The 20,951-nt window shown below is 69.0% G+C and carries 16 protein-coding genes; 3 read left to right on the plus strand and 13 right to left on the minus strand.

Annotation, left to right across the window (positions count from 1 at the left end; all coding sequences use genetic code 11):
* Positions 1 to 99: 99 nt before the first annotated feature.
* The 5 genes from RZE79_RS20885 to RZE79_RS20905 form a co-directional block, all read right to left on the minus strand.
* Positions 100 to 1,029 (minus strand): cation diffusion facilitator family transporter, encoded by a 930-nt coding sequence (locus RZE79_RS20885; protein WP_319356642.1) that lies wholly within the window; start codon positions 1,027 to 1,029, stop codon positions 100 to 102.
* Positions 1,019 to 4,237: a CusA/CzcA family heavy metal efflux RND transporter gene (locus RZE79_RS20890; RefSeq protein WP_319356643.1), complete on the minus strand. Its 3,219-nt coding sequence runs from the start codon at positions 4,235 to 4,237 to the stop codon at positions 1,019 to 1,021. The genes RZE79_RS20885 and RZE79_RS20890 overlap by 11 nt, the downstream gene beginning before the upstream one ends.
* 10 nt (positions 4,238 to 4,247) lie before the next feature.
* Positions 4,248 to 5,618, minus strand: a complete 1,371-nt coding sequence (locus tag RZE79_RS20895) for an efflux RND transporter periplasmic adaptor subunit (RefSeq protein WP_319356644.1) — start codon at positions 5,616 to 5,618, stop codon at positions 4,248 to 4,250.
* 27 nt (positions 5,619 to 5,645) lie between these two features.
* Positions 5,646 to 6,974, minus strand: coding sequence for a TolC family protein (locus RZE79_RS20900; RefSeq protein ID WP_319356645.1), 1,329 nt, complete (start codon positions 6,972 to 6,974; stop codon positions 5,646 to 5,648).
* 104 nt (positions 6,975 to 7,078) lie between these two features.
* Entirely contained in the window at positions 7,079 to 7,453 is a 375-nt protein-coding gene (locus tag RZE79_RS20905) for a hypothetical protein (RefSeq protein WP_319356646.1), read from the minus strand.
* 162 nt (positions 7,454 to 7,615) lie between these two features.
* Between RZE79_RS20905 and RZE79_RS20910 the strand changes: the two genes are divergently transcribed.
* Together RZE79_RS20910 and RZE79_RS20915 are read left to right on the plus strand one after the other, a co-directional pair.
* Positions 7,616 to 8,293: a heavy metal response regulator transcription factor gene (locus RZE79_RS20910; protein ID WP_319356647.1), complete on the plus strand. Its 678-nt coding sequence runs from the start codon at positions 7,616 to 7,618 to the stop codon at positions 8,291 to 8,293.
* Positions 8,290 to 9,618 carry a heavy metal sensor histidine kinase gene (locus RZE79_RS20915; protein ID WP_319356648.1) on the plus strand — a complete coding sequence of 443 codons (1,329 nt, stop codon included), beginning with the start codon at positions 8,290 to 8,292 and terminating at the stop codon, positions 9,616 to 9,618. Before RZE79_RS20910 ends, RZE79_RS20915 begins: the two co-directional genes overlap by 4 nt.
* An 18-nt stretch (positions 9,619 to 9,636) precedes the next feature.
* Here the strand turns inward: RZE79_RS20915 and RZE79_RS20920 are convergent, their stop codons facing one another.
* Positions 9,637 to 10,887 carry a cation:proton antiporter gene (locus tag RZE79_RS20920; protein WP_319356649.1) on the minus strand — a complete coding sequence of 417 codons (1,251 nt, stop codon included), beginning with the start codon at positions 10,885 to 10,887 and terminating at the stop codon, positions 9,637 to 9,639.
* Between the two features lie 87 nt (positions 10,888 to 10,974).
* Positions 10,975 to 13,299, minus strand: a complete 2,325-nt coding sequence (locus tag RZE79_RS20925) for a heavy metal translocating P-type ATPase (RefSeq protein ID WP_319356650.1) — start codon at positions 13,297 to 13,299, stop codon at positions 10,975 to 10,977.
* Positions 13,300 to 13,369: 70 nt separating this feature from the next.
* On the opposite strand from RZE79_RS20925, the gene cadR reads away from it, so the two are divergent.
* Positions 13,370 to 13,840, plus strand: coding sequence for a Cd(II)/Pb(II)-responsive transcriptional regulator (cadR, locus tag RZE79_RS20930; protein ID WP_319356651.1), 471 nt, complete (start codon positions 13,370 to 13,372; stop codon positions 13,838 to 13,840).
* Positions 13,841 to 13,889: 49 nt separating this feature from the next.
* Here cadR and RZE79_RS20935 read toward each other — a convergent pair whose 3' ends face one another.
* The 6 genes from RZE79_RS20935 to cysE form a co-directional block, all read right to left on the minus strand.
* The gene (locus tag RZE79_RS20935; RefSeq protein ID WP_319356652.1) at positions 13,890 to 14,870 is read right to left on the minus strand and encodes a spore coat U domain-containing protein; all 981 of its coding nucleotides are present in this window, start codon (positions 14,868 to 14,870) and stop codon (positions 13,890 to 13,892) included.
* Complete coding sequence (locus tag RZE79_RS20940) at positions 14,858 to 17,275, minus strand: fimbria/pilus outer membrane usher protein (protein ID WP_319356653.1); 2,418 nt, start codon at positions 17,273 to 17,275, stop codon at positions 14,858 to 14,860. Before RZE79_RS20940 ends, RZE79_RS20935 begins: the two co-directional genes overlap by 13 nt.
* The gene (locus tag RZE79_RS20945; protein WP_319356654.1) at positions 17,232 to 17,981 is read right to left on the minus strand and encodes a molecular chaperone; all 750 of its coding nucleotides are present in this window, start codon (positions 17,979 to 17,981) and stop codon (positions 17,232 to 17,234) included. The genes RZE79_RS20940 and RZE79_RS20945 overlap by 44 nt, the downstream gene beginning before the upstream one ends.
* A 14-nt stretch (positions 17,982 to 17,995) precedes the next feature.
* Complete coding sequence (locus RZE79_RS20950; protein ID WP_228121667.1) at positions 17,996 to 18,457, minus strand: spore coat protein U domain-containing protein; 462 nt, start codon at positions 18,455 to 18,457, stop codon at positions 17,996 to 17,998.
* A gap of 472 nt (positions 18,458 to 18,929) precedes the next feature.
* Complete coding sequence (locus tag RZE79_RS20955) at positions 18,930 to 20,054, minus strand: 3-deoxy-7-phosphoheptulonate synthase (RefSeq protein ID WP_319356655.1); 1,125 nt, start codon at positions 20,052 to 20,054, stop codon at positions 18,930 to 18,932.
* Positions 20,055 to 20,144: 90 nt separating this feature from the next.
* Positions 20,145 to 20,915, minus strand: coding sequence for a serine O-acetyltransferase (gene cysE, locus RZE79_RS20960; protein WP_153282990.1), 771 nt, complete (start codon positions 20,913 to 20,915; stop codon positions 20,145 to 20,147).
* Between the last annotated feature and the right edge of the window lie 36 nt (positions 20,916 to 20,951).

Raw genomic sequence — 20,951 nt, forward strand, 5'->3', positions numbered from 1 at the left:
CCAAGCCACCGGTGCGACCCACGCCGTGTGCAACGCAAAACGCGACAGCCGCCCCGTGCGACTGTCGCGTTTTTCTTTGGTGGCTTGCCTGCGCGCTCGTCAGCCCGCAGCAGTCACCGCAGACCCGAACCCGTGGCTCTCGCCCGCCTGCTCGCACGGCACCCGCTCCACCTGCACCGTCGAATGGTGGATGTCAAATTTCTCGGCCAACAGCGCACGCAGCCGCAGCATCAGCGGCGCGAGGTCGCCCACCTGCGGCGTGCACACCACGTGCACGCTCAGGCTCACCTTGCCGCTGGACAGTGCCCACACATGCAGGTCGTGCAGGCCGGCGACGCCCTCCTCGGCCTGCAGCGCGCGCTCGACCTCGGGCAGGTCGACCTCGTCGGGCACGCCTTCGAGCAGCACGTTGAGGCTCTCGCGCAGCAGGCGCCAGGTGCGCGGTAGCACCCACAGGCCGATGGCGACGGCGATCACCGAATCGACCCAGGCCCAGCCGGTGAAACGGATGACGAGCGCGCCGACGATCACGCCGACGGAGCCGAGCATGTCGGCCCACACTTCGAGGTACGCGCCCTTCACGTTGAGGCTCTTGTCCTTGCCGCTGGCCAGCAGGCGCATGCCGATGAGGTTGACGACGAGGCCGCCGACGGCCACCCACAGCATGGTCATCGACTGGATCTCGGCCGGCTGCGCGATGCGCCGCCAGGCCTCGTAGAGCACGTAGATCGCCACGAAGAACAGCAGCACCGCATTGACCACGGCCGCGAGGATCTCGAAGCGGTAGTAGCCGAAGGTGCGGCGCTTGTCGGCCGGCCGCTTGCCCAGCCAGATGGCCGCCAGAGAGATGGCGAGCGCCACGGTGTCGGTGGCCATGTGGGCCGCGTCGGACAGCAGCGCGAGGCTGCCCGACACCAGCCCGCCGATCACCTCGGCGACGAGGTAGGTCGAGGTCAGCGCGAGCGCCCAGCGCAGCGCCTTCTCGTTGCCACCAGCAACGGCTGTGGCGTGTGAATGCTCATGGGCCATGGGAACCTCGCAGTGCGGGATCGAGCGGTGCGCCGTGTTGTTGCTCCGCGTTGGCCTCCTGCACTTCGTCTTCATCGCGCCGGTGCGCGATGCGGTACAGCAGCGGCAACACCAGCAGCGTCAGCGCGGTCGACGACAGGATACCGCCGATGACCACGGTGGCCAGCGGGCGCTGCACTTCGGCGCCCGTGCCGGTGGCGATGGCCATGGGCACGAAGCCGAGCGACGCCACCAGCGCGGTCATGAGCACCGGGCGCAGCCGCGTGAGCGCGCCCTCGCGAATGGCCTCGTCCAGCGGCAGGCCGCCTTCGCGCAGGTTGCGGATGAACGAGATCATCACCAGCCCGTTGAGCACGGCCACGCCCGACAGCGCAATGAAGCCCACCGCCGCCGAGATCGACAGCGGAATGCCGCGCAGCCACAGCGCGACGATGCCGCCGGTGAGCGCAAACGGAATGCCGGTGAACACCAGCAGGCCGTCCTTCAGGTTGCCGAACATCGCGAACAGCAGCGTGAACACCAGCAGCAGCGACACGGGCACCACCACCTGCAGGCGCTGCGTGGCCGAGGCCAGGTTCTCGTACTGGCCGCCCCACACGGTCCAGTAGCCCGGCGGAATGCGCACGGCGCGCATGGCCTCCTCGGCCTCAGCCACGAAGGAGCCGAGGTCGCGACCGCGCACGTTGGCGCTGACGACGATGCGGCGCTTGCCGTCTTCGCGGCTCACCTGGTTGGGTCCGGGCGCGAGGTCGAGCGTGGCCACTTCGCCCAGCGGGATGAAGCTGGTGCGCACGCCCTCGCCGCCCGCGCCACCCGCGCTCTTCGGCAGCGCGATCGGCAGGCGGCGGATGGCTTCCAGGTCGGTGCGCAACGTCTCGGGCAGCCGCACGAGAATGTCGAAGCGGCGGTCGCCGTCGAACAGCGTGCCGGCCTCGCGACCGCCCACGGCGGTGGAAATGGTGTCCTGCACATCGCCCACGTTGAGGCCATAGCGTGCGGTCTTCTGGCGATCGATGTTCACGGTGAGCATCGGCAGGCCGGTGGTCTGCTCCACCTTCACTTCGGCAGCGCCGGGCACCTTGCCCAGCGCAGCCGACACCTGCGCGGCCGTCTGGTTGAGCACTTCCATGTCGTCGCCGAAGATCTTCACGGCCACGTCGCTGCGCACGCCCGAGATCAGCTCGTTGAAGCGCAGCTGGATCGGTTGCGAGAACTCGTAGTTGTTGCCCGGCAGCTTCTCGACCTCTTCCTGCACGGCGGCGAGCAGCTCGTCGCGCGTGCGCTTGGGCTGGGGCCACTCGCTCTCGGGCTTGAGCATGATGTAGCCGTCGGAGATGTTCGGCGGCATCGGGTCGGACGCGATCTCGGCCGTGCCGGTGCGCGCGAACACGCGCTCGATCTCGGGGAACTTGTCTTTCAGCGTGCGCTCGAGCTGCTTCTGCATCTCGACCGACTGCGTGAGGCTGGTGCCCGGAATGCGCAGCGCCTGAATGGCGAAGTCGCCCTCGCTCAGGCTGGGCACGAACTCGGTGCCCAGGCGCGTGGCCAGCAGGCCCGACAGCACCACCGCCACCACGGCCGTGGTGATGACCAGCGGCTTGGCGTTCATCGCGCGCGCGAGCAGCGGCGCGTAGCCGCGCTTGGCCCACAGCATCAGGCGGTTTTCCTTCTCGCTGACCTTGTTGCCGATGAACAGCGCCACGGCGGCCGGGATGAAGGTGATCGACAGGATCATCGCGCCCAGCAGCGCAATCACCACGGTGAACGCCATCGGGTGGAACAGCTTGCCCTCGACGCCCGTGAGCGCAAAGATCGGCAGGTACACGATCATGATGATGAGCTGGCCGAACAGCAGCGGCCGGCGCGCCTCCTGCGAGGCCGCGAACACTTCATGGAAACGCTCGTTGCGCGTGAGCGCCCTGCCGTGTTTTTCCTGCGCATGCGCCAGGCGCCGCACGCAGTTCTCGACGATCACCACGGCGCCGTCGATGATGATGCCGAAGTCGAGCGCGCCCAGGCTCATGAGGTTGGCGCTGACCTTCTGGTTCACCATGCCGGTGAAGGTGAAGAGCATCGACAGCGGAATCACCGTCGCGGTGATGAGGGCCGCGCGGATGTTCCCCAGAAACAGGAACAGGATCGCCACCACCAGCACCGCGCCCTCGAAGAGGTTCTTCTTCACCGTGGCGATGGCCTTGTCGACCAGCACGGTGCGGTCGTACACCGTCACGGCCTTCACGCCCGCGGGCAGCGTGCGGTTGATCTCCCGCATCTTCTTGTCGACCGCCTGCGAGACGGTGCGACTGTTCTCGCCGATGAGCATGAACACCGTGCCCAGCACGACCTCGCGGCCGTTGTCGGTGGCGGCGCCGGTGCGCAGTTCCTGGCCGATGCCGACCTCGGCCACGTCGGACACGCGCAGCGGAATGCCGCCGGCGTTGCCCAAAATCACGTTGCCGATGTCTTCCACCGACTTCACCTGCCCCGGCGCGCGAATGAGGTATTGCTCGCCGCGCTTCTCGATATAGCCCGCGCCCACGTTGGCGTTGTTGCGCTCCAGCGCGGTGACCAGGTCGGTCATCGTGAGGCCGTGCGCCAGCAGCTTCGCGGGGTCGGGTGCGATCTGGAACTCCTTGGCGTAGCCGCCGATGGCGTTGATCTCGGTCACGCCCGGCACGTTGCGAAGTTGCGGCTTGATGATCCAGTCTTGAATCTCACGCAGGTCGGTCGGCGTGTAGGGCTTGCCGTCGGCCTTCTTGGCGCCCTCTTCCGTCTCGACGGTCCACAGGTAGATTTCGCCCAGGCCGGTGGAGATCGGACCGATCACCGGCGACACGCCGGGCGGCATGCTCTCGCGCGCCGACTGGATGCGCTCGTTGACAAGCTGGCGCGCAAAGTAGATGTCGGTGCCGTCCTTGAAGATCACCGTCACTTGCGACAGGCCGTAGCGCGACAGCGAGCGCGTCTGCTGCAGACCCGGCAGGCCGGCCATGACGGTCTCGATGGGGTAGGTCACGCGCTGCTCGGCTTCGAGCGGCGAGTAGCCGGGCGCGGACGTGTTGATCTGCACCTGCACGTTGGTGATGTCGGGCACGGCGTCGATGGGCAGCTTCTGGTAGCTGAAGACGCCGAGCGCCGCCATGCCGAGCACGGCGAGCAGCACGAGCCAGCGCTGCGCGATGGAGAAACCGATGATGCGTTCGAACATGCGTCGGTCCTCAATGCGTGTGCGTGGCCGAGCTCTTGCCCTGCTGCGACTTCACGACGAAGCTGCCGCTGGCCGCATAGGCCGCGCCGGGCTTCAGTCCGCCCACGATCTCGATGCGCTGGCCGTCGCTGCGGCCGGTCTTCACGTGCTGCGGCAAGAAGCCGCCGGGCACGCGCAGAAACACGGTGGGCTGGTCGTCCACGGTCTGCACCGCTTCGGCCGACACGGTGACGGGCGCATCGGCCTCCGATGCCACCAGCTCCACGTTCACGAACAGGCCCGGGCGCCAGGTGCGCTGCGGGTTGGTGAGCGTGACGCGCGCGGTGGCAGTGCGCGTCTGCGCCCCCAGCAGCGAGCCCACGTACGACACGGTGCCGCGCGCGGCCTGCTCGAAGGAACCGGCGCGGATGGTCACGGCCTCGCCGACGCGCACGAGGTTCAGACTGCTGGCCGGCACGCTGATCTCGGCCCACACGGTCGACAGATCGGAAATGGTGAACACGTTGACCGCCTCGCCCACCGATTCGCCGAGCGAGATGTGCTTCTCGACCACCATGCCGTCGAACGGTGCGCGCAGCTCGTAGCGGCCCAGTGCCGACGAGCCGGGCGTGGCGCCCAATGCCAGCAGCTTCTGGTTGGCGTTGGCAACGGCAATCTGCGCTTCCTGCATGGCCTGCTCGGCCTGCAGGTAGTCCTGCTGCGGGGAGATCTTCTCTTCCCACAGTTTCTTCTCGCGGTCGTGGGTGGTGCGCGCCAGCGCCAGCCGGCGCTGCGCGGTCTGCAGCTCGCTGCGCTGCTCCGAGAGCGCGGGGCTGGAGATCACGGCCAGCACCTGGCCGCGCTTCACTTCCTGGCCCAGGTTGGCCGACACGCTGTCGACCACGCCCGCCACGCGCGGCACCACATGGGCCGTGCGGTCTTCGTTGAACTTGATCTCGCCGGGCAGCTGCAGCGAGGTCTTGATGCGCGCCGGGCCGACGCTGTCGATGGCGATGCCGGCAGACTTGACCTGCTCGTCGGTGAAGGGGATCTTTTCTTCGTCTTCCTTGTGGGCGTTAGCGGCGGCCTTCTGCGGCTCTGCCGATGCAGGCGTTTCCTTGCCAGCGTCCTTGCCCTCTTCCGCGTGGTGTTCCTTGTCGCCATGGCCTTCGTCGTGCGAATGGCCGTGGTCGTCTTCCTTGCCCTTGGCGTGGCCCTTGTCTTCCTCGTGGTGCTCGCCGTCGGCATGGCCGGCGGACTCCGAGTGGCCGTCCGCCTCGGGCTTGGACGGCGCGGTGCGCAGGATGAGCGCACCGGTGATGAGGCCTGCGAGCAGCACGGCGGCAATGGCGATCCACTGCTTGCGGCCGGCGGAGGGGGTGCGGTTGTGTGGTGTGGTCATGGTCGGAATTCGGTTCAGGGGGTGGCGTCAGCGCACGTTCGCGGAGGGGTCGTCGCCCTCGGTGCCCAGCAGGCGGTCGAGTTCGCCGGCCGCGCGGTGCGCGTCGGCCAGCGCGACGAGGTACTGGTTGCGCACCTGGAACAGCGTGCGCTGCGCGTCGAGCGCCTCGAGAAAGCTGAACTTGCCCAGCTCGAAGCCCTTGGTGGCGGCGCGGTAGGCGGTCTCGGCGCCGGGCAGTGCGTCGCGCTGCAGCGTCTCGGCGGTCGCGCGCGCAGAGCGCAGGCGCTCGCTCGCTTGCGCCACGTCGGCGCCCAGTTGCAGCTCGGCGGCGGCGAGCTCGTCGCGCGCCTTGTCTTCGCGGCTCAGTGCTTCGGTGATGTTGCCGCGGTTGGTGTCGAAGATCGGCAGCGGCACCGACAGGCCCACCACCACCTGGTTGCGCCGGCTGCTGCTCACGGCATCGCCCTCGCCTTCCGACGCGGGCACGCGCTTGACGCCGAGCGACACGGTCACGTCGGGAATGCGCCGGGCCTGTTCCAGGTCGCTGAGCGCGCGGCGGCGCTCGACCTCGAGCCGGGCCTGCCGCAGCACGGGCGCATCCGGCAGGCGGCGCGCCACCTCGGGCGCGGCAGCTTGCGCGGGCAGCTGGTCAACCGCGCCTTCCACCTGCGTGAAGCGCGGCGCCGGGTTGCCCCACAGCGCGGCCAGCAGCTGGCGCGACGCGCGCAGCGTGCCTTCGGCCTGCAGCAGTTCGACGCGGATGCCGGCCTCGGCCACGCGCGCCTTGGTCTCTTCGAGCGGCGACACCTTGCCGGCCGCCACGCGGTTCGCCGCGGCGCGGGTGGCGATCTGCGCGAGCCCCACCGAGTCTTGCGCCAGCCGCAGGCGCTCCTGCGCGGTCAGCACATCGAAGAAGGCGGTGACGGCCGACGCACGCAGTTCTGCGCGCCGCGCCGACAGCGCCGACGCCGCCTGGTCGCGCGCACGCTCGGCCGCCGTGACGCGCGCGGCGCGCTTGCCGCCCAGCTCGATCGGCTGGCTCAGCTGCAGCGTGGTCGTGCGGTTGTTGCGGCGCACGTCCTCCAGCTGCGTGTCGAGCGTGGGGTTGGGCCAGGCGCCGGCCTGCACCACGGCGCCATCGGCGGCGGCCTGCTCATGGCGCGCGGCCGACAGGCCCGGGTTGGCCTGCAGCGCCAGCGCAACGGCGGCGCGCAGGGTCAGCGGGCCTTCGGGCTCCAGCGTGCGGGCGACAGCCGAAAGGGACGACGAGGGACCGGCTGTCTGCGGGGTCTGCTGTGAAAAGGCCGGGGGTACCGCCAAGGCCAACACGGCCAGCGGCACGAAAAGCGTGCGCATCGAATTCTCCTGGGTTGCAAAACAACGGACGGACGAATTCGGCGAGAAGCGCTCAGCTGATGGTTGAAATCAGAAAAGAGAAAAGGTGCGGTGCTCTCGCCGAATCAGGCGGCGAGAAGCCAGTCGGGGCGCACCGGCACTTCGGCGATGTGCGAGGCGAAGCGTTCGGTGGAAGCGGCGCGCAGCGCCTGCGAGGCGATGGGCGCTTCGGCCGGCAGCGCGGCGGCGGTGTCCGCATGCTGGGCCTGCCCGAAGTGGGCCACGATGCAATGGCCGACCGCCGCGTTGGGCTGGCGGGTGCTGTCTTTCTTGGCGCCGTCACCCGCGTGGGTGCGGTCGGTGCCGCGCGGCTCGTCCTCGTGGTGGCCCCAGTGGCCGCCCCGCGTATCGCCTTCGTGCAGGCAATAGGCTGCCGATGCCGCCCAGCTGTACTGGAAAGGCAAGAGGAACAGCAGGAAAATCAGAAGCCAGCGGCGCATGGTTGACAAAAGTATATCGACGGCGCGTGATGCGCCGAGCGACAAAAGCCCTGCGAACCGAGGGCCCGGCGCACTGTACGACGCCATGTCGGCGCTTTGTCTTTCAATAGGATTACTAAATCGTAACCAGCCTTCCGAAAGGCATTGGGTACGATCCGTACCATGCGAATTCTTGTCATCGAAGACGAACCCAAACTGGGCGACTACCTCAAAAAAGGGCTGGAGGAGAACGGCTACGTCGTCGACATTGCCCGCGATGGCATCGAAGGCCGCTACCTCGCCACCGAAGGCGAATACGCGCTGGTGCTGCTCGACGTGATGCTCCCCGGCATCGACGGCTTTGCCGTGCTGCAAGCCATTCGCCGCACGAAGAACGTGCCCGTGCTGGTGCTCACCGCACGCGACAAGGTCGAAGACCGCGTGCAGGGCCTGCAGCAAGGCGCCGACGACTACCTGGTGAAGCCCTTCTCTTTCTCGGAGCTGCTGGCGCGTGTGCAGGCGCTGCTGCGGCGCGGCAAGACGCAGGAACCGACGGTGCTGCGGCTGGCCGACCTGGAGCTCGACCTCGTGAGCCGCAAGTGCGTGCGCAACCGCGCACGGCTGGACCTCACGGCCAAGGAGTTCACGCTGCTCGTGGTGTTGCTGCGCCGTCGCGGGCAGATCCTGTCGCGCTCCACGCTCGCCGAGCAGGTGTGGGACATGAACTTCGACAGCGACACCAACGTGGTCGAAGTGGCCATTCGCCGCCTGCGCAGCAAGATCGACGACCCCTTCGACGTGAAGCTGCTGCACACCGTGCGCGGCATGGGCTACGTACTCGAAGACCGCTCCTGGGCATGAGCCCGAAGCCGCATTCGATCCAGAGCCGGCTCTCGTTCTGGCTCGCCGCGCAGACGCTGTTCGGCCTGAGCATCGTCTGCCTGGCGATCTACTTCGTCACGGCCTGGAGCTTCGGCGCCAAACAGCGCGACGCGCTCGACCAGAAGACAGTGCTCGTCGAGCACCTGCTCAAAGAGGCAGAGAAAGGCGGCGACCTGGTCTTTCTGCGGCACAAGCTCAACGACTTCTTCTCGATGCAGGACGACGTGACGCTGACGATTGCGAACGCGGGTCACGAACTCTTCCAGTCCGTGCCACCGCCGCAGGGCCGCTGGCTGCGGCGAACCATCGTCGTTCCCTGGCAGAACGCCAACTTCCACACCAACCTGTCGGTGCAGGTCGGCGTGAACATCGCGCAAGACACCCGACTGCTTGAAAGGCTGGCCTGGACGCTGCTGGGCGCAGTGGTGCTCGGCACGGCGCTGGTGTCGCTCACCGGCACATGGCTGGTGCGGCGCGGGCTGCGGCCGCTGAAGGTGCTGGCCGAACGCACCGCGGCCATCACGCCCGATCGCATTCACCGGCCCATCGACGCCGACGCCTTCGCGGAAGAACTTCGCCCCTGGATCACGCAGTTCAATGCGCTGCTGATGCGCGTGCAGCGCGCCTACGTGCAGCTGGAGTCGTTCAACGCCGACGTGGCGCACGAGCTGCGCACGCCGCTGGCCAACCTGCTGGGCTCCACCGAAGTGGCGCTCACGCGCCCGCGCAGCAATGAAGAACTGCAGGGCGTGCTGGCCTCCAACCTCGAGGAGATGGGGCGGCTGTCGGGCATCGTGACCGACATGCTGTTTCTTTCGAAGGCCGACCGCGGTACTTCGGCGCGTTCGAAGGCGAGCGTGAATCTCGCGGACCAGGCACGCGACGTGATCGACTTCTACGACGCCATGCTCGACGAGGCCGGCCTGCGCGCCGAGGTGCATGGCGAGGCCGTGGCCGAGGCGGATGCGGGGTTGATCCGGCGCGCCCTCTTCAACCTGCTGGGCAATGCGATCCGCTTTGCCGAGCCGGCCTCGACGGTGCGCATCGAGATCGCAGCAGCCGTTGACGGAGAACACCACACCATTGCCGTGATCAACCGCGGTGCGCCCATCGACCCCGAGGCGCTGCCGCGCCTGTTCGAGCGCTTCTACCGCGCAGCCCAGGCGCGCGACGGCTCCACGCGCCACCACGGGCTGGGCCTGTCGATCGTCGAAGCGATCGCGCGCATGCACGGCGGCGAGGTGTTCGCGTCGAGCCAGAACGGCGAGACGCGCATCGGCTTCAGCGTGCGCCGCAACGGCTGAGAACGCCGAGGTGCAGGCTCAGGACTCGGCGTGCGCCGTCTCGGCCGGCCGGGCCTTGCGGCCGATGCACAGCGTCATCAGCGGCCCGGTCATCGCGGTGGTGGCGAGCGCCATCACCAGCAACATCGTGAACAGCTCGGGGCCGATCAGGCCGACGTCGAGGCCGATCTTCATGACGATGAGTTCCATCAGCCCGCGCGCGTTCATGAGCGAGCCGGTGGCCAGGCTGTCGCGCCAGCTGTAGCCCGCGATGCGCGCGCCCGCCGCGCCGCCCGCGATCTTGCCCACGGTGGCCACGCCCACGATCAGCAGCATCGCGCCCAGGCTCGCGCCCGAGAACGCGTTGGCGGTGGTGCCCAGCCCCGCGAGCGCGAAGAACAGCGGCATCAGCACGACGATGGAGATGGGTTCGATGCGCTCGCTCAACGAGCGCAGCAGGCGGTCGTCACGCGGCAGGCAGGCGCCGAACAGGAAGGCGCCAAACACCGCATGCAGGTGCAGCCATTCGGTCAGCAGCGCGCACAGCAGCAGGCCGATCATGAGCGAGGCCATCAGCGTGGTCGACGGCTCGCCGTCGGGCGCCTTCACGCGCAGCAGCCACGCAAAGGCCGGCTTCAGCCCGAAGAACAGGAAGGCCAGCAGCACCACCACGCCGACCGAGGTCTTGAGCAGGCCGGCATAGCCCTCGCCCGCGCCGATGGTCGCGACCACGAAGGCCAGCAGGATCCACGCGAACACGTCGACCACCGCCGCCGCGCTCAGCGACAGCTGGCCGAAAGGCGTGCGCGTCATGCCGCGGTCTTTCAGGATGCGCGCCATCACCGGAAAGGCCGTGATCGACAGCGCCGCCGCCATGAACAGCGCAAAGGGCCAGAAGCCCACGCCGGCCGGTGCGAGCGTGGGGTGCAGCATCGGCGAGATCGCGATGCCCAGCACCACCGGCACCGCCACGCTCAGCACGCCCACCGCCCCGGCCGCCTTGAGTTGCGCACGCATGTTGCGCGTGGCGCGCAGCTCCAGCCCGACCACGAACATGAACAGCACCAGCCCCACCGTCGCCAGCGACGACAGCCCCTGCAGCGACTCCTTGGCGAACAGCTGCACGTGCAGCGACGGAAAGAGCGTGCCCATGACCGCCGGCCCGAGCATCAGCCCCGCCGCCATCTCGCCCACCACGCTCGGCTGCCCCACATGGCGCAGCACCCAGCCGCACAGGCGCGCGGTGGTGAGGATGACGACGAGTTGCAGCAGGAGGGTGGTGACGGACATGGGCGGGGGCGCGGAGCGGGCGAAAAGGACGGCCGATGTTAGTGCCACCGCCGCCCTGCCCCGCAGGCCCTCATGCCTCGCGCAGATTCACTCCTTGGGCGTGCGCATCAACCGCAACCCGTTCGCCACCACCAGCAGGCTCGCCCCCATGTCGGCGAACACCGCCATCCACATGGTTGCGCTGCCGAACACCGCGAGCACGAAGAACACGCCCTTGATGCCGAGTGCGAGGGTGATGTTCTGCCACAGCACGGCATGCGCACGGCGCGACAGGCGGATGGTCTCGGGAATGCGGCGCAGGTCGTCGTTCATGATGACCACGTCGGCCGCTTCCATCGCGGTGTCGGTGCCGGCGCCGCCCATGGCGAAGCCGATGTCGGCCTTGGCGAGTGCGGGGGCGTCGTTGATGCCGTCGCCGGTCATCGCGACGGCGCCGTAGCGCTGCTGCATCGCCTGGATGGCGTCGAGCTTTTCTTCGGGCAGCAGGTTGCCGCGCACATCGTCGATGCCGGCATGCGCGCCGATGGTCTTCGCGGTGGCGGTGTTGTCGCCGGTCAGCATGACGGGCGTCACGCCCAGCGCGCGCAACTCGGCCACGGCGGCCTGCGACGAGGGCTTGATGGTGTCGGCCACCGCGAACAGCGCGAGCACCGAGGTGTCCGATGCGAGCAGCGTCACGGTGCGGCCGGCCTCTTCGTGCCGCTTGAGTTCGGCTTCGAGTGCCGGCGTGCACAGGCCGCGCTCTTCGATCAACCGGTGGTTGCCGAGCACGTAGCTCTGGCCTGCATGCGTGGCCTGCACGCCGCGCCCGGGCAGCGCGGTGAAGTCGCCGACTTCTTCGACCGACCCACCCAGGCCCTGGGCAATGGCCTTCGACACCGGGTGGTCGGAACGGCCCGCGATGTTGGCGGCCAGTGCGTACACCGCGCCTTCATCGCCACCCGCCTTGTCGATCAGCACCGACTCGACCAGCTTGGGCTTGCCTTCGGTGATCGTGCCGGTCTTGTCGAGTGCCACGGCCTTGAGCTTGCGCGCCTCTTCGAGGTAAGTGCCGCCTTTGATGAGGATGCCGCGCCGCGCGGCCGAGGCCAGCGCGCTCACGACCGTCACGGGCGTGGAGATGACCAGCGCGCACGGGCAGGCGATGACCAGCAGCACCAGCGCCTTGTAGATCGCCTGCACCCAGGTCCAGTCCATGAGCCACGGCGTGAGCACCGCGACGGCGAGCGCCAGCACGAAGACGGTGGGCGTGTAGATGGCGGCGAACTTGTCGACGAAGCGCTGCGTGGGCGCGCGCGAACCCTGCGCCTCTTCGACCGCGTGGATGATGCGCGCGAGCGTGGTGTTGGCCGCCACGGCCGTCACGCGGAACACCAGCGCGCCGGTCTGGTTGATGGTGCCGGCAAACACCGCGTCGCCGGCGGCCTTGTCGACCGGGATGCTCTCGCCCGTGACCGGCGCCTGGTCGATGGCACTGGTGCCTTCGAGCACCACGCCGTCCAGCGGCACGCGCTCGCCGGGGCGGATGCGCGCGACGGCGTCGAGCGCCACCGCGTCGGCGCGCACGGTCTGCCAGCTGCCGTCGGGCTGCCGCACTTCGGCCTGTTCGGGCGCGAGCGCGAGCAAGCTCTGGATGGCGTTGCGCGCGCGGTCGACGGCGCGGGCCTCGATGAGTTCGGCGATGGCGTACAGCGCCATCACCATCGCGGCCTCGGGCCACTGGCCGATGATGAAAGCGCCGGTGACGGCGACGGCCATCAGCGCATTGATGTTGAGGTGCCCACGCACCAGCGCGGCGAAGCCCTTCTTGTAGGTGTCGAGGCCGGCCAGCGCGATGGCCGCGAGCGCGAGCCCCATCTCGGCGGCCATGAAGCCCACGCCGTCGAGCGCAAGGAACGACACGGTCTCGGCCGCGATGGCCAGCACCAGCGCCGCCACGAGGCGCGCGAGGCCCGTCGACATGCCGGCGAAGCGCGCGGGCTCCGCCTTCTGCGCACCCGTTGCGGCCACGGGCTCGGGCTTGAAGCCGGCCTGGCGGATGGCTTCGAGCGCGGCGGGCAGCGCGCCGTCTTCGGTCGTGAGGGCCAGCGTGCGTTCGCCCAGCCGGAAGCGCAGACCCTTCACACCCGCGACGGGCTCGAGGGCGCGGCGGATTTCGGACTCTTCCACCGCGCAGTCCATGGTGGGAATGCGAAACAGCACGGCGCCCTTGGGCAGGTCGGCGGGCTCGGTCGACGCCGGGGTGCTCCCGCACACGGGGCTGCCGCAGCAGGCCGTTTCCGGCGCTGCGGGAGCGTGGGCATGCGCGTGATCGTGTGCATGGTCGTGCCCATGGCTGTGCCCGTGGTCATGGCCGTGGTCATGCGGCGCAGCACGCGGCACCGGCGGTTTCAGGGTGTTCTGATTCGTCATGCATTCATTGGAAACCCTGAAGCAGGTGTAGAGTCAACCGTTGATTGCCACTTCCTTGAGATGCCGCATCATGAAAATCGGTGAACTGGCCAAGGCCACGAACACGCCGGTCGAAACCATCCGGTACTACGAGCGCGAACAGCTGCTGCCCGTGCCCGCGCGCACCGACGGCAACTACCGCATCTACGACGACGAGCACACGCAGCGCCTGGGTTTCATCCGCCGCTGCCGCTCGCTGGACATGACGCTCGACGAGATCCGCAGCCTGCTGAAATTCCGCGATGCGCCGCAGGACGACTGCGGCGAGGTGAACCAGCTGCTGGACGACCACATCGGCCACGTGGCCTCGCGCATCGCCGAGCTGAAGACGCTCGAAAAGCAATTGAAGGCGCTGCGCCTGCAGTGCGGCGGCCCCGAATCGGCGAGCGCCTGCGGCATCCTGCAGGAGCTGGACACCGCCGCGCTCACGCCCGAGCCCTTCGGCCAGCACGCGGGCCATGTGCACGGCACGCTGCACGGCGCCTCCGCCAAGCGCGCCTGAAATCGATGCTCAGCCTGGCCCCGGGCGATGGCCGCCGGCAGCGGTCGATTCAGTAGGTCACCGTGACCGTGACCGTGTCGCTGTAGCTGCCCGGCGTCACATTGGGCTGGGCCGGGACCCGCCCATAGACCGGGATGCTGCTGCCGGGGTTGCCGCTGCCGTCCACCGTGTCGGTGCCGACGGTGTTGCCCCAGCGCAGCGAGCGCGCGGCATCGCGGTACAGCTCGTACTGGACGTAGTCGCCCCCAGCACCTGCAGCGTCCGCCATGCGCCGCTGTGTCCCCGTCGCGTTCGCGCCATTGCTCAGCCCCACCTTCCAGGCCGTGCTGGGCGGGCAGAGCATTGTGATGGCGGCCGCGCCGTTGACCGCGGACGTCAGCGAGTTGGCACTGCCGAAGTCCAGGTCGGTGGCCGCCACGCTGACGGTGCAGGCATTGGAATAGGTGGCCGTGACCTGCGTGTAGAAGGTCGTCCTGCCCAGGTACTTGGCCGAACTCGCGGTGCAGCTGTCGGGCGCATTGCCGCTCTTCATGCCCCAGACGACCTCGGAGTTGTAGATGTTGGCCTGGTAGCCGCCCGCCACCAGCGATTGCCCCGACGGCACGCGGCCGTAGAGCGGGATGTTCAACGCGACGTTGCCGCCGCCGGCCGGCAGCACGAACGAGCCCCCCGCGCTGGCATAGGTGCCGCCGCCCGGCGGTGGGCCGACGATGCCGCTGCGGGTCGCGTCGGCATAGATGTTGTAGGCCATCTGCGCGCCGTTCCAGTTGGTCATGTAGCGCGGCGCGTAGCCGGCGATCTCGTTGCCCTGGGAGACGTACACGCAGTAGTTCATGTACATCGTCTGGCCGGTGTCGTTCTGGCAGGCGAAGCCGACCGTGGCGGTGGTGTCCGCCGCGGCCGACGCCGTGACGGTGCCGAAGGCGAAGCTCGGCTGGGTGGCGACCCAGCAGCTCGGGTCGGCATGCGCCGCGCCCATGGACAGCAGCCACGCGGACACCAGCGCCAGCACAAATCTCAACGTACGCATGTCAACCGCTCTTTCTGCAAACCACTGCCCTCGGGGCGCCGCCAATCGAACTGCGCCTGGCACATCGCGCCATCGGGCGTGCGAACGGCCAGCGTGTTGCGCGCGTCCAGCGTGTCCAGGTACACCCAGCCGTCATAGCCCACCACTGCCCCGCTGCCGCCCTGCGCGTTCACCTGCACGCGGCTGCCCAGCGGCAAGGGCTGACCTTGTGCGTCCATCAGGGCCACGTGGGCGGCCCGCACGGGCGTGATGCTGAAATGCGCCCGCGCCCCCGACCGGCCGGCGGGCGTGATGAGGGCCTCGGCGCGCGCGATGCGCACGTCGGCGGGCAGGTCCATCGGGTCGATCGCCAGCTTGTTGTTCTGGTAGGCGTTCACCGGCACGACCAGCAGCAACCCGCTCGCATTCGTCTGCCCCACCGGTCGATTCTCGAGCTTCACGGGCACGCCGGCCACGCCGTCGGTGTCCACCACCGCAAAGGCGTCGTCGATGCGCCGCGCGGCCAGCACGCCGCCGCCCATCAGCACCAGCGCACCGCTGGCGCCCGCATAGGCGTAGCGGCTCGCGCGGCCTGCGCCCATCTCGCTCACGCCGGCCTGCACGCGGCCATAGGGGCCCAGGTAATTGACTTCGGCCTGCCCGCCGGTCGTACCGCCGCCCGTGCGTGCGGTGGCACGCCAGCCCCAGCCACCGTCGCCGAGGGGGGACTGCTGCGCGCTGACGGTGCCGACCGTGCCCTGGTCGCCGCTGCGCTGCACACCGGCGCTCACGCTGGTCTGCGCGTCCCACGACCAGCTCAGGCCGACGAAGATGCTGCGGTCGCTGCGCTTGTCCAGGTTCTGGTTCATGCCCACCGAGACCGAGGACGCGCGCCCGATCGAGCGGAACCAGTTCACGCTGGCATAGCGCGACGCGCTCTGCCCCATCGGGCGCAGGTAGAGGTAGCTCACGCTGACGTTGCCCAGGCCGCCCATGTCGTAGCCCACGCTCGCGCTGGCGCTGCCCTTGGCCGGGGCCGAGCCGTAGGCCGTTGCCACGTCGCGGTAGTCGCCCTGCGTGCGCGTGCCGTTCAGGCCCACCGACAGGCGCTCCTGGCGCCACAGGTAGCCCAGGCTGGTCTGCGTGCCGCTGCGGCTGCCACCCGGGGTGTCGGCGTCGTGCCGGCTGCCCGACAGCGCCCCCGACAGCGTGCCCGCGGCGCCCAGTTGCCACACGCCGCCCGCGCCGGCCAGCGCCAGGCCGCGCGCCACTTCGCCGTGCGCCTCCAGGGTGAAGCTGTCGCTGAGGCCCCGGCGCCAGGTGCCGGTCAGCACCGGCTGCTTGCCGTAGTCGAAGGAGCGCAGGCCGTAGTTGCGGCGCACCACGCCCAGGTCGACCGTCCAATCGGTGAGGCCGGGCGCCAGCAGGCGGTTGCTGTCGAAGAGCGAAAAGCTCAGCGTGGCGGCGCGACCCAGCGCGTCGGTCACCACCACCTGCGCCGTGCCGGTGCTGTTGATGCGCGGCAGCGCGTTGAGCTGAAAGGGCCCCGCCGGCACCTGGCCGCTGTACTGGCGGATGCCGTCGATGAACAGCTCCACGTCCGAAGGCATCGTGGCCGAGCCGATGAAGCTGGGCAGCGGTGCGGTCTGCCGGTAAGGCTGCAGGCCGAAGTCGCGCGACAGCTGGATGCCGCCGATGCGCGTGGCGCGCGACCAGGGCACGGCGCCGGTGAGCGTGTCGCCCACGCGCAGGGTGAGCATCCTCTCGGGGAAGGCCATGCTCCAGGTGCTGTCCATGCGCACGGACTGGTCCTTCGAGCCACTGTGGTCGCGCGTGCGCTGCATCAGCCAGGTGGTGCTGAGCACGCTGGCGCCGCGGAACGCGCGCAGCTCGCCGAAGGCGCTCAGGCTGCTGCTGCCGCCCCTGCCCCGGGTTCCATAGAGGTCGTAGTTCAGCAGCAGGCCGGTGGACGTGCTCAGCGGCTGCGCGGTGACGGCCGCCTGCCCCACCGTGGCCGTGGGCAGCTGCAGCATCGCCAGCGGCGCGGTGAGCGTCAGTTGCTGGCGCGCGGCGTCGTAGTCCGCGGCCAGTCCGGGCAGATCGCGCAGCGGCAGCCATTCGGCACCGTTGTCGGGCAAGGAGAAGCTCAGTTCATGCAGCACCGCGCGCGAAGCCCACAACGTGCCCGCCTCCAGGCGAAACGGCTGCAGTCCGCGCGCCATGCCATTGAGACTGACCTCCAGGTACAGCGTCATGGCGCCCGGCACGGCTTGGGCGGCGGGCGCTGCCAGCGCGGGCAGCGCGGTCAGGGCGGTCAGGGCCAGCGCAAAAGGCGCCAGCGCGAACGGGGCCAGCCAGGCCCTCGCGACGTGCACGGCCTGCTCAGTTGGCCAGCGGCGCGAGATCGGCGGCTGTGTTTCTGCCATCGATCATGACCTGCCAGCGACCGGGGCCGGCCACGGCGCCGGGCGGTGTTTTCAGCGGCCAGCGCATGGTGGCGCCGGGCAGCACATAGCCCAGCAAGCCGTTGTAGGCGGTGACGGCACGGCCGTCCGCGCCGGTGAATACAAGGTCAGCCAGCTGGGCATGCACGCCGCCGCTGTTGCTGACTTCCAGCACGGCCTTGCCGTCCTCGCGGCGCAGGCTCCAGCGCAACTGCGCGGGGACCGGCTCTGCGCCCGCCGGCGCAACGAAGATGGGCAGCGAGTGCCGCATCACGAAGTTCAGGTTGCTCTTCTTGCCATCGGCCGCCGCGCCCGCCGCCTGGGGCACGGGCAGTTCGTCCACCAGCACGCGGTAGGCCTCTTCCGCCGCACCCGCGGGCGGCGGGCCGTTGCGGATCACGCGCACCAGTTGCCGTCCGTTGACGGGCAGTTGCAGCAGGGGCGGGCTGACGACCAGTCCGTCCGCCGGCTCCGTGCGGTCCTGTCCATCGACCTGCGTCCATCGGAAGACGCGGATCTGCGCATCGAGCGGCGCCGTCCCCGTGTTGCTCAGCCAGAGCCCGTCGCCCTGCCGTGTCGGCGCGAGCGTCAGGGTGACAGGCGAGACCTGCAGGCCGGCCGCCTGGACCGCACCGCCGCCGAGCAGGCATGCGCCCCACAGTCCCCCGATGGCAAGTGCACGTCTCACGATTCAGCGCGGGCTCAGTACGTGACCGTCACGGTCACGGTGTCGGCGTAGCTGTCCGGCGTGAAGTTGGCGTTGGTGTTCTTGGCGTAGACCGTGTGGGTGATCGCTGCACCGGTGCCCGAGCCGCCGACGACATTGGCGCCGGTGCCGGTGGTGTTGCCCCACACGGTGCTGTTGCCCGAGTTGGCGTACAGCGCGTAGGGCACCTTGTCGGTGTTGGTGGCCGAATTGGCGACGGACGACATGGCGCCCGTGCCGTTGGCCGTTCCGCCGTTGCCCGACGAAGGCAGCAGACCGACGGTGTACGGCGTGGTCTTGGAGCAGGTGACCGAGATGGTGTTGTTGCCCGTCTGGTCGATGGCCGTGGGCAGCACGGACGTGCCCAGGCTGATGTCGGAGCCGCTGCCGGCCGTCACCGAGCAACTCTTGACGATGGTCATCTTGACCTGAAAGCTGGCACCGGCCGTCTCAGCCAAGGCTGAACCGGATGCGAAAGCGAGGGTGGCGGTAACCGCCGCGGCGACTGCGTGCTTGAACATGAGGGCGCTCCAAATGTAATGAATAAGACCTGTGAACTGGGTTTTTGCAATCATTTTTTAAACTATTTGATTACAAAGTGGCGCAAGGATGCCCCAAACCGGTCCGTTGGCCCTCAGATCCATGGAGGCCGGGCTCAAGTTTCGTGATGTAGTTCTCGTAACAATTGGAAAACTGTTTGCTTTGTTTACATTTTGCCAACAGTTCAAGGGTCGCATGCGTGCACGGAATGGGTGCATGACGTGGCCGAACGCCCGTTGCCGAAGTGAATTCCAACCCCGGCGGGGCTCGGCGGCTGCCGGGGCGCCTCCCGTCTCCTTGATCCGGCTATGCGAAGCGCGCAGCCTTCACGGGCGCGCCAGGCCGCAGCCCAGCCCGAAGCGGCCGCGAGTGCCCTGCGCCTCGCCGGTCTCAGGCCGTTGCCAGCCGCCGCCGCGCCTTCACCGCCGACGCCAGCCCTTCGAGCACCGGCACCGTCTGCGCAAAACCGATGCAGGCGTCGGTGATCGACACGCCGTGCTTCAGTGGAACACCCGGCTTCAGGTCCTGCCGGCCTTCTTCGAGGTGGCTCTCGATCATGATCCCCGTGATGCGCCGCTCGCCGGCCGCGATCTGGGCGGCCACGTCTTCGGCGACCACGATCTGCCGCTGGTGCTGCTTGCTGCTGTTGCCGTGCGAGACGTCGATCATCACTTGCGGGCGCAGGCCGTTGGCCAGCAGCGCCTCGCAGCTCGACGCCACATCGGCCGCCGAATAGTTGGGCGCCTTGCCGCCGCGCAGGATCACGTGGCAGTCGTCGTTGCCGCGTGTCTCGAAGATCGCGGCCATGCCCATCTTGGTCATGCCCATGAAGGCATGCGGCGCGCGGGCCGCAAGAATGGCGTCGGCCGCGACCTTCACGCTGCCGTCGGTGCCGTTCTTGAAGCCGACCGGGCAGCTCAGGCCTGACGCCAGTTGCCGGTGGCTCTGGCTCTCGGTGGTGCGCGCGCCGATGGCGCCCCAGGCGATCAGGTCGGCAATGAACTGCGGGCTCAGCAGGTCGAGAAACTCGGTGCCGGTCGGCAGGCCCAGCGTGGTCAGCTCCAGCAGCAGGCGCCGCGCGCGCTCCAGGCCTTCGTTGATGGCAAAGCTGCCGTCCAGGTGCGGGTCGTTGATGTAGCCCTTCCAGCCGACGGTGGTGCGCGGCTTCTCGAAGTAGGCGCGCATCACGATGACCAGGTCGTCCTGCAGCGAATCGGCCACCTTCTTCAGGCGCTGTGCGTATTCGATGGCCTGGTCGTGGTCGTGGATGGAGCACGGGCCGACCACCACCACCAGCCGGTCGTCGCGGCCGTGCAGCACGTCGGCAATGGCCGCGCGGCTGCCTTCGACCAGCGCGAGCGTGTTGTCGCGCACGGGCACGCGCTCCTGCAGCAGCGCGGGGGTCATGAGCGGGCGCACGGCGCCGATGCGCACGTCGTCGATGCGGGTGGTGTCGAGCGTGCTGTCGCGGGAGCCGACTTCGGCGTCGTGGAGGGGGTCGTCGAGGCGGGGCATGGTCGTGGGTCTTGTGTCGAGGAGGGTTTCCTCGATTGTCCCCTCGAAGCCGGCCACCGCCGGCGCGACCCCGCCCTCCCTCTCCCTCTTCTACTTGCCGATGAGTTGCGTGAGCTTGTCGGCCTCGAAGCTCTCGCCGCGCGCCGCATCGCCAGGCACGCAGTCCTTCGTGCCCGGCTGCGCCGACAGCTTCTCGATGGCTTGCCACAAGAGCGCGATCTGGTGCTCCTGGCTCGACGCGTTGTCGATCAGCCCGCGCATGGCCTGGCTCAGCGGGTCGTCGTCCTGCGTGATGCCGTAGGCCGTGAACTTCTGCGGCGCGGACACGTCGGCGCTCTCGCCCTCTTTCGACGGGATGATGCGCGCGGGAATGCCCACCGCGGTCGCCCCGGCCGGCACCGGCTTGATGACCACCGCGTTGCTGCCGATCTTGGCGCCGTCGCCGACGACGAAGCCGCCCAGCACCTTGGCGCCCGCGCTCACGACCACGTTCTTGCCCAATGTCGGGTGGCGCTTGGTGCCCTTGTAGAGCGAGGTGCCGCCCAAGGTCACGCCCTGGTAGATGGTGCAGCCGTCGCCGATCTCGGCGGTTTCGCCGACCACCACGCCCATGGCATGGTCGAAGAACACGCGCTCGCCGAGCTTGGCGGCCGGGTGGATCTCGATGCCCGTGAGCCATCGCGCGCAGTGCGCGATGAAGCGGGCCGGCCACTTGAAACCGTGGGTCCAACAGGCGTGCGCCCAGCGGTGCAGCACCACGGCATGGAAGCCGGGATAGACCGTGATCACTTCCCAGGCGCTGCGGGCGGCGGGGTCGCGTTCGAGGATGCACCGGATGTCGGCGCGCAGGCGAGAGAACATCGCTGCCTTTGTTGTCGTTATATCGATAGGGGCCGG

This window comes from Variovorax sp. EBFNA2 (assembly GCF_033802765.1).
Classification (GTDB): Bacteria; Pseudomonadota; Gammaproteobacteria; order Burkholderiales; family Burkholderiaceae_C; genus Variovorax; species Variovorax paradoxus_H.

Coding starts and splice junctions, on each gene's coding strand:
- RZE79_RS20920 (WP_319356649.1), bottom strand. CDS start 10,887: ATGTCCGTCACCACCCTCCTGCTGCAACTCGTCGTCATCCTCACCACC.
- cysE (WP_153282990.1), bottom strand. CDS start 20,915: ATGTTCTCTCGCCTGCGCGCCGACATCCGGTGCATCCTCGAACGCGAC.
- RZE79_RS20925 (WP_319356650.1), bottom strand. CDS start 13,299: ATGACGAATCAGAACACCCTGAAACCGCCGGTGCCGCGTGCTGCGCCG.
- RZE79_RS20895 (WP_319356644.1), bottom strand. CDS start 5,618: ATGACCACACCACACAACCGCACCCCCTCCGCCGGCCGCAAGCAGTGG.
- RZE79_RS20890 (WP_319356643.1), bottom strand. CDS start 4,237: ATGTTCGAACGCATCATCGGTTTCTCCATCGCGCAGCGCTGGCTCGTG.
- RZE79_RS20915 (WP_319356648.1), top strand. CDS start 8,290: ATGAGCCCGAAGCCGCATTCGATCCAGAGCCGGCTCTCGTTCTGGCTC.
- RZE79_RS20955 (WP_319356655.1), bottom strand. CDS start 20,054: ATGCCCCGCCTCGACGACCCCCTCCACGACGCCGAAGTCGGCTCCCGC.
- RZE79_RS20935 (WP_319356652.1), bottom strand. CDS start 14,870: ATGCGTACGTTGAGATTTGTGCTGGCGCTGGTGTCCGCGTGGCTGCTG.
- RZE79_RS20905 (WP_319356646.1), bottom strand. CDS start 7,453: ATGCGCCGCTGGCTTCTGATTTTCCTGCTGTTCCTCTTGCCTTTCCAG.
- RZE79_RS20910 (WP_319356647.1), top strand. CDS start 7,616: ATGCGAATTCTTGTCATCGAAGACGAACCCAAACTGGGCGACTACCTC.
- cadR (WP_319356651.1), top strand. CDS start 13,370: ATGAAAATCGGTGAACTGGCCAAGGCCACGAACACGCCGGTCGAAACC.
- RZE79_RS20885 (WP_319356642.1), bottom strand. CDS start 1,029: ATGGCCCATGAGCATTCACACGCCACAGCCGTTGCTGGTGGCAACGAG.
- RZE79_RS20900 (WP_319356645.1), bottom strand. CDS start 6,974: ATGCGCACGCTTTTCGTGCCGCTGGCCGTGTTGGCCTTGGCGGTACCC.
- RZE79_RS20940 (WP_319356653.1), bottom strand. CDS start 17,275: ATGGCAGAAACACAGCCGCCGATCTCGCGCCGCTGGCCAACTGAGCAG.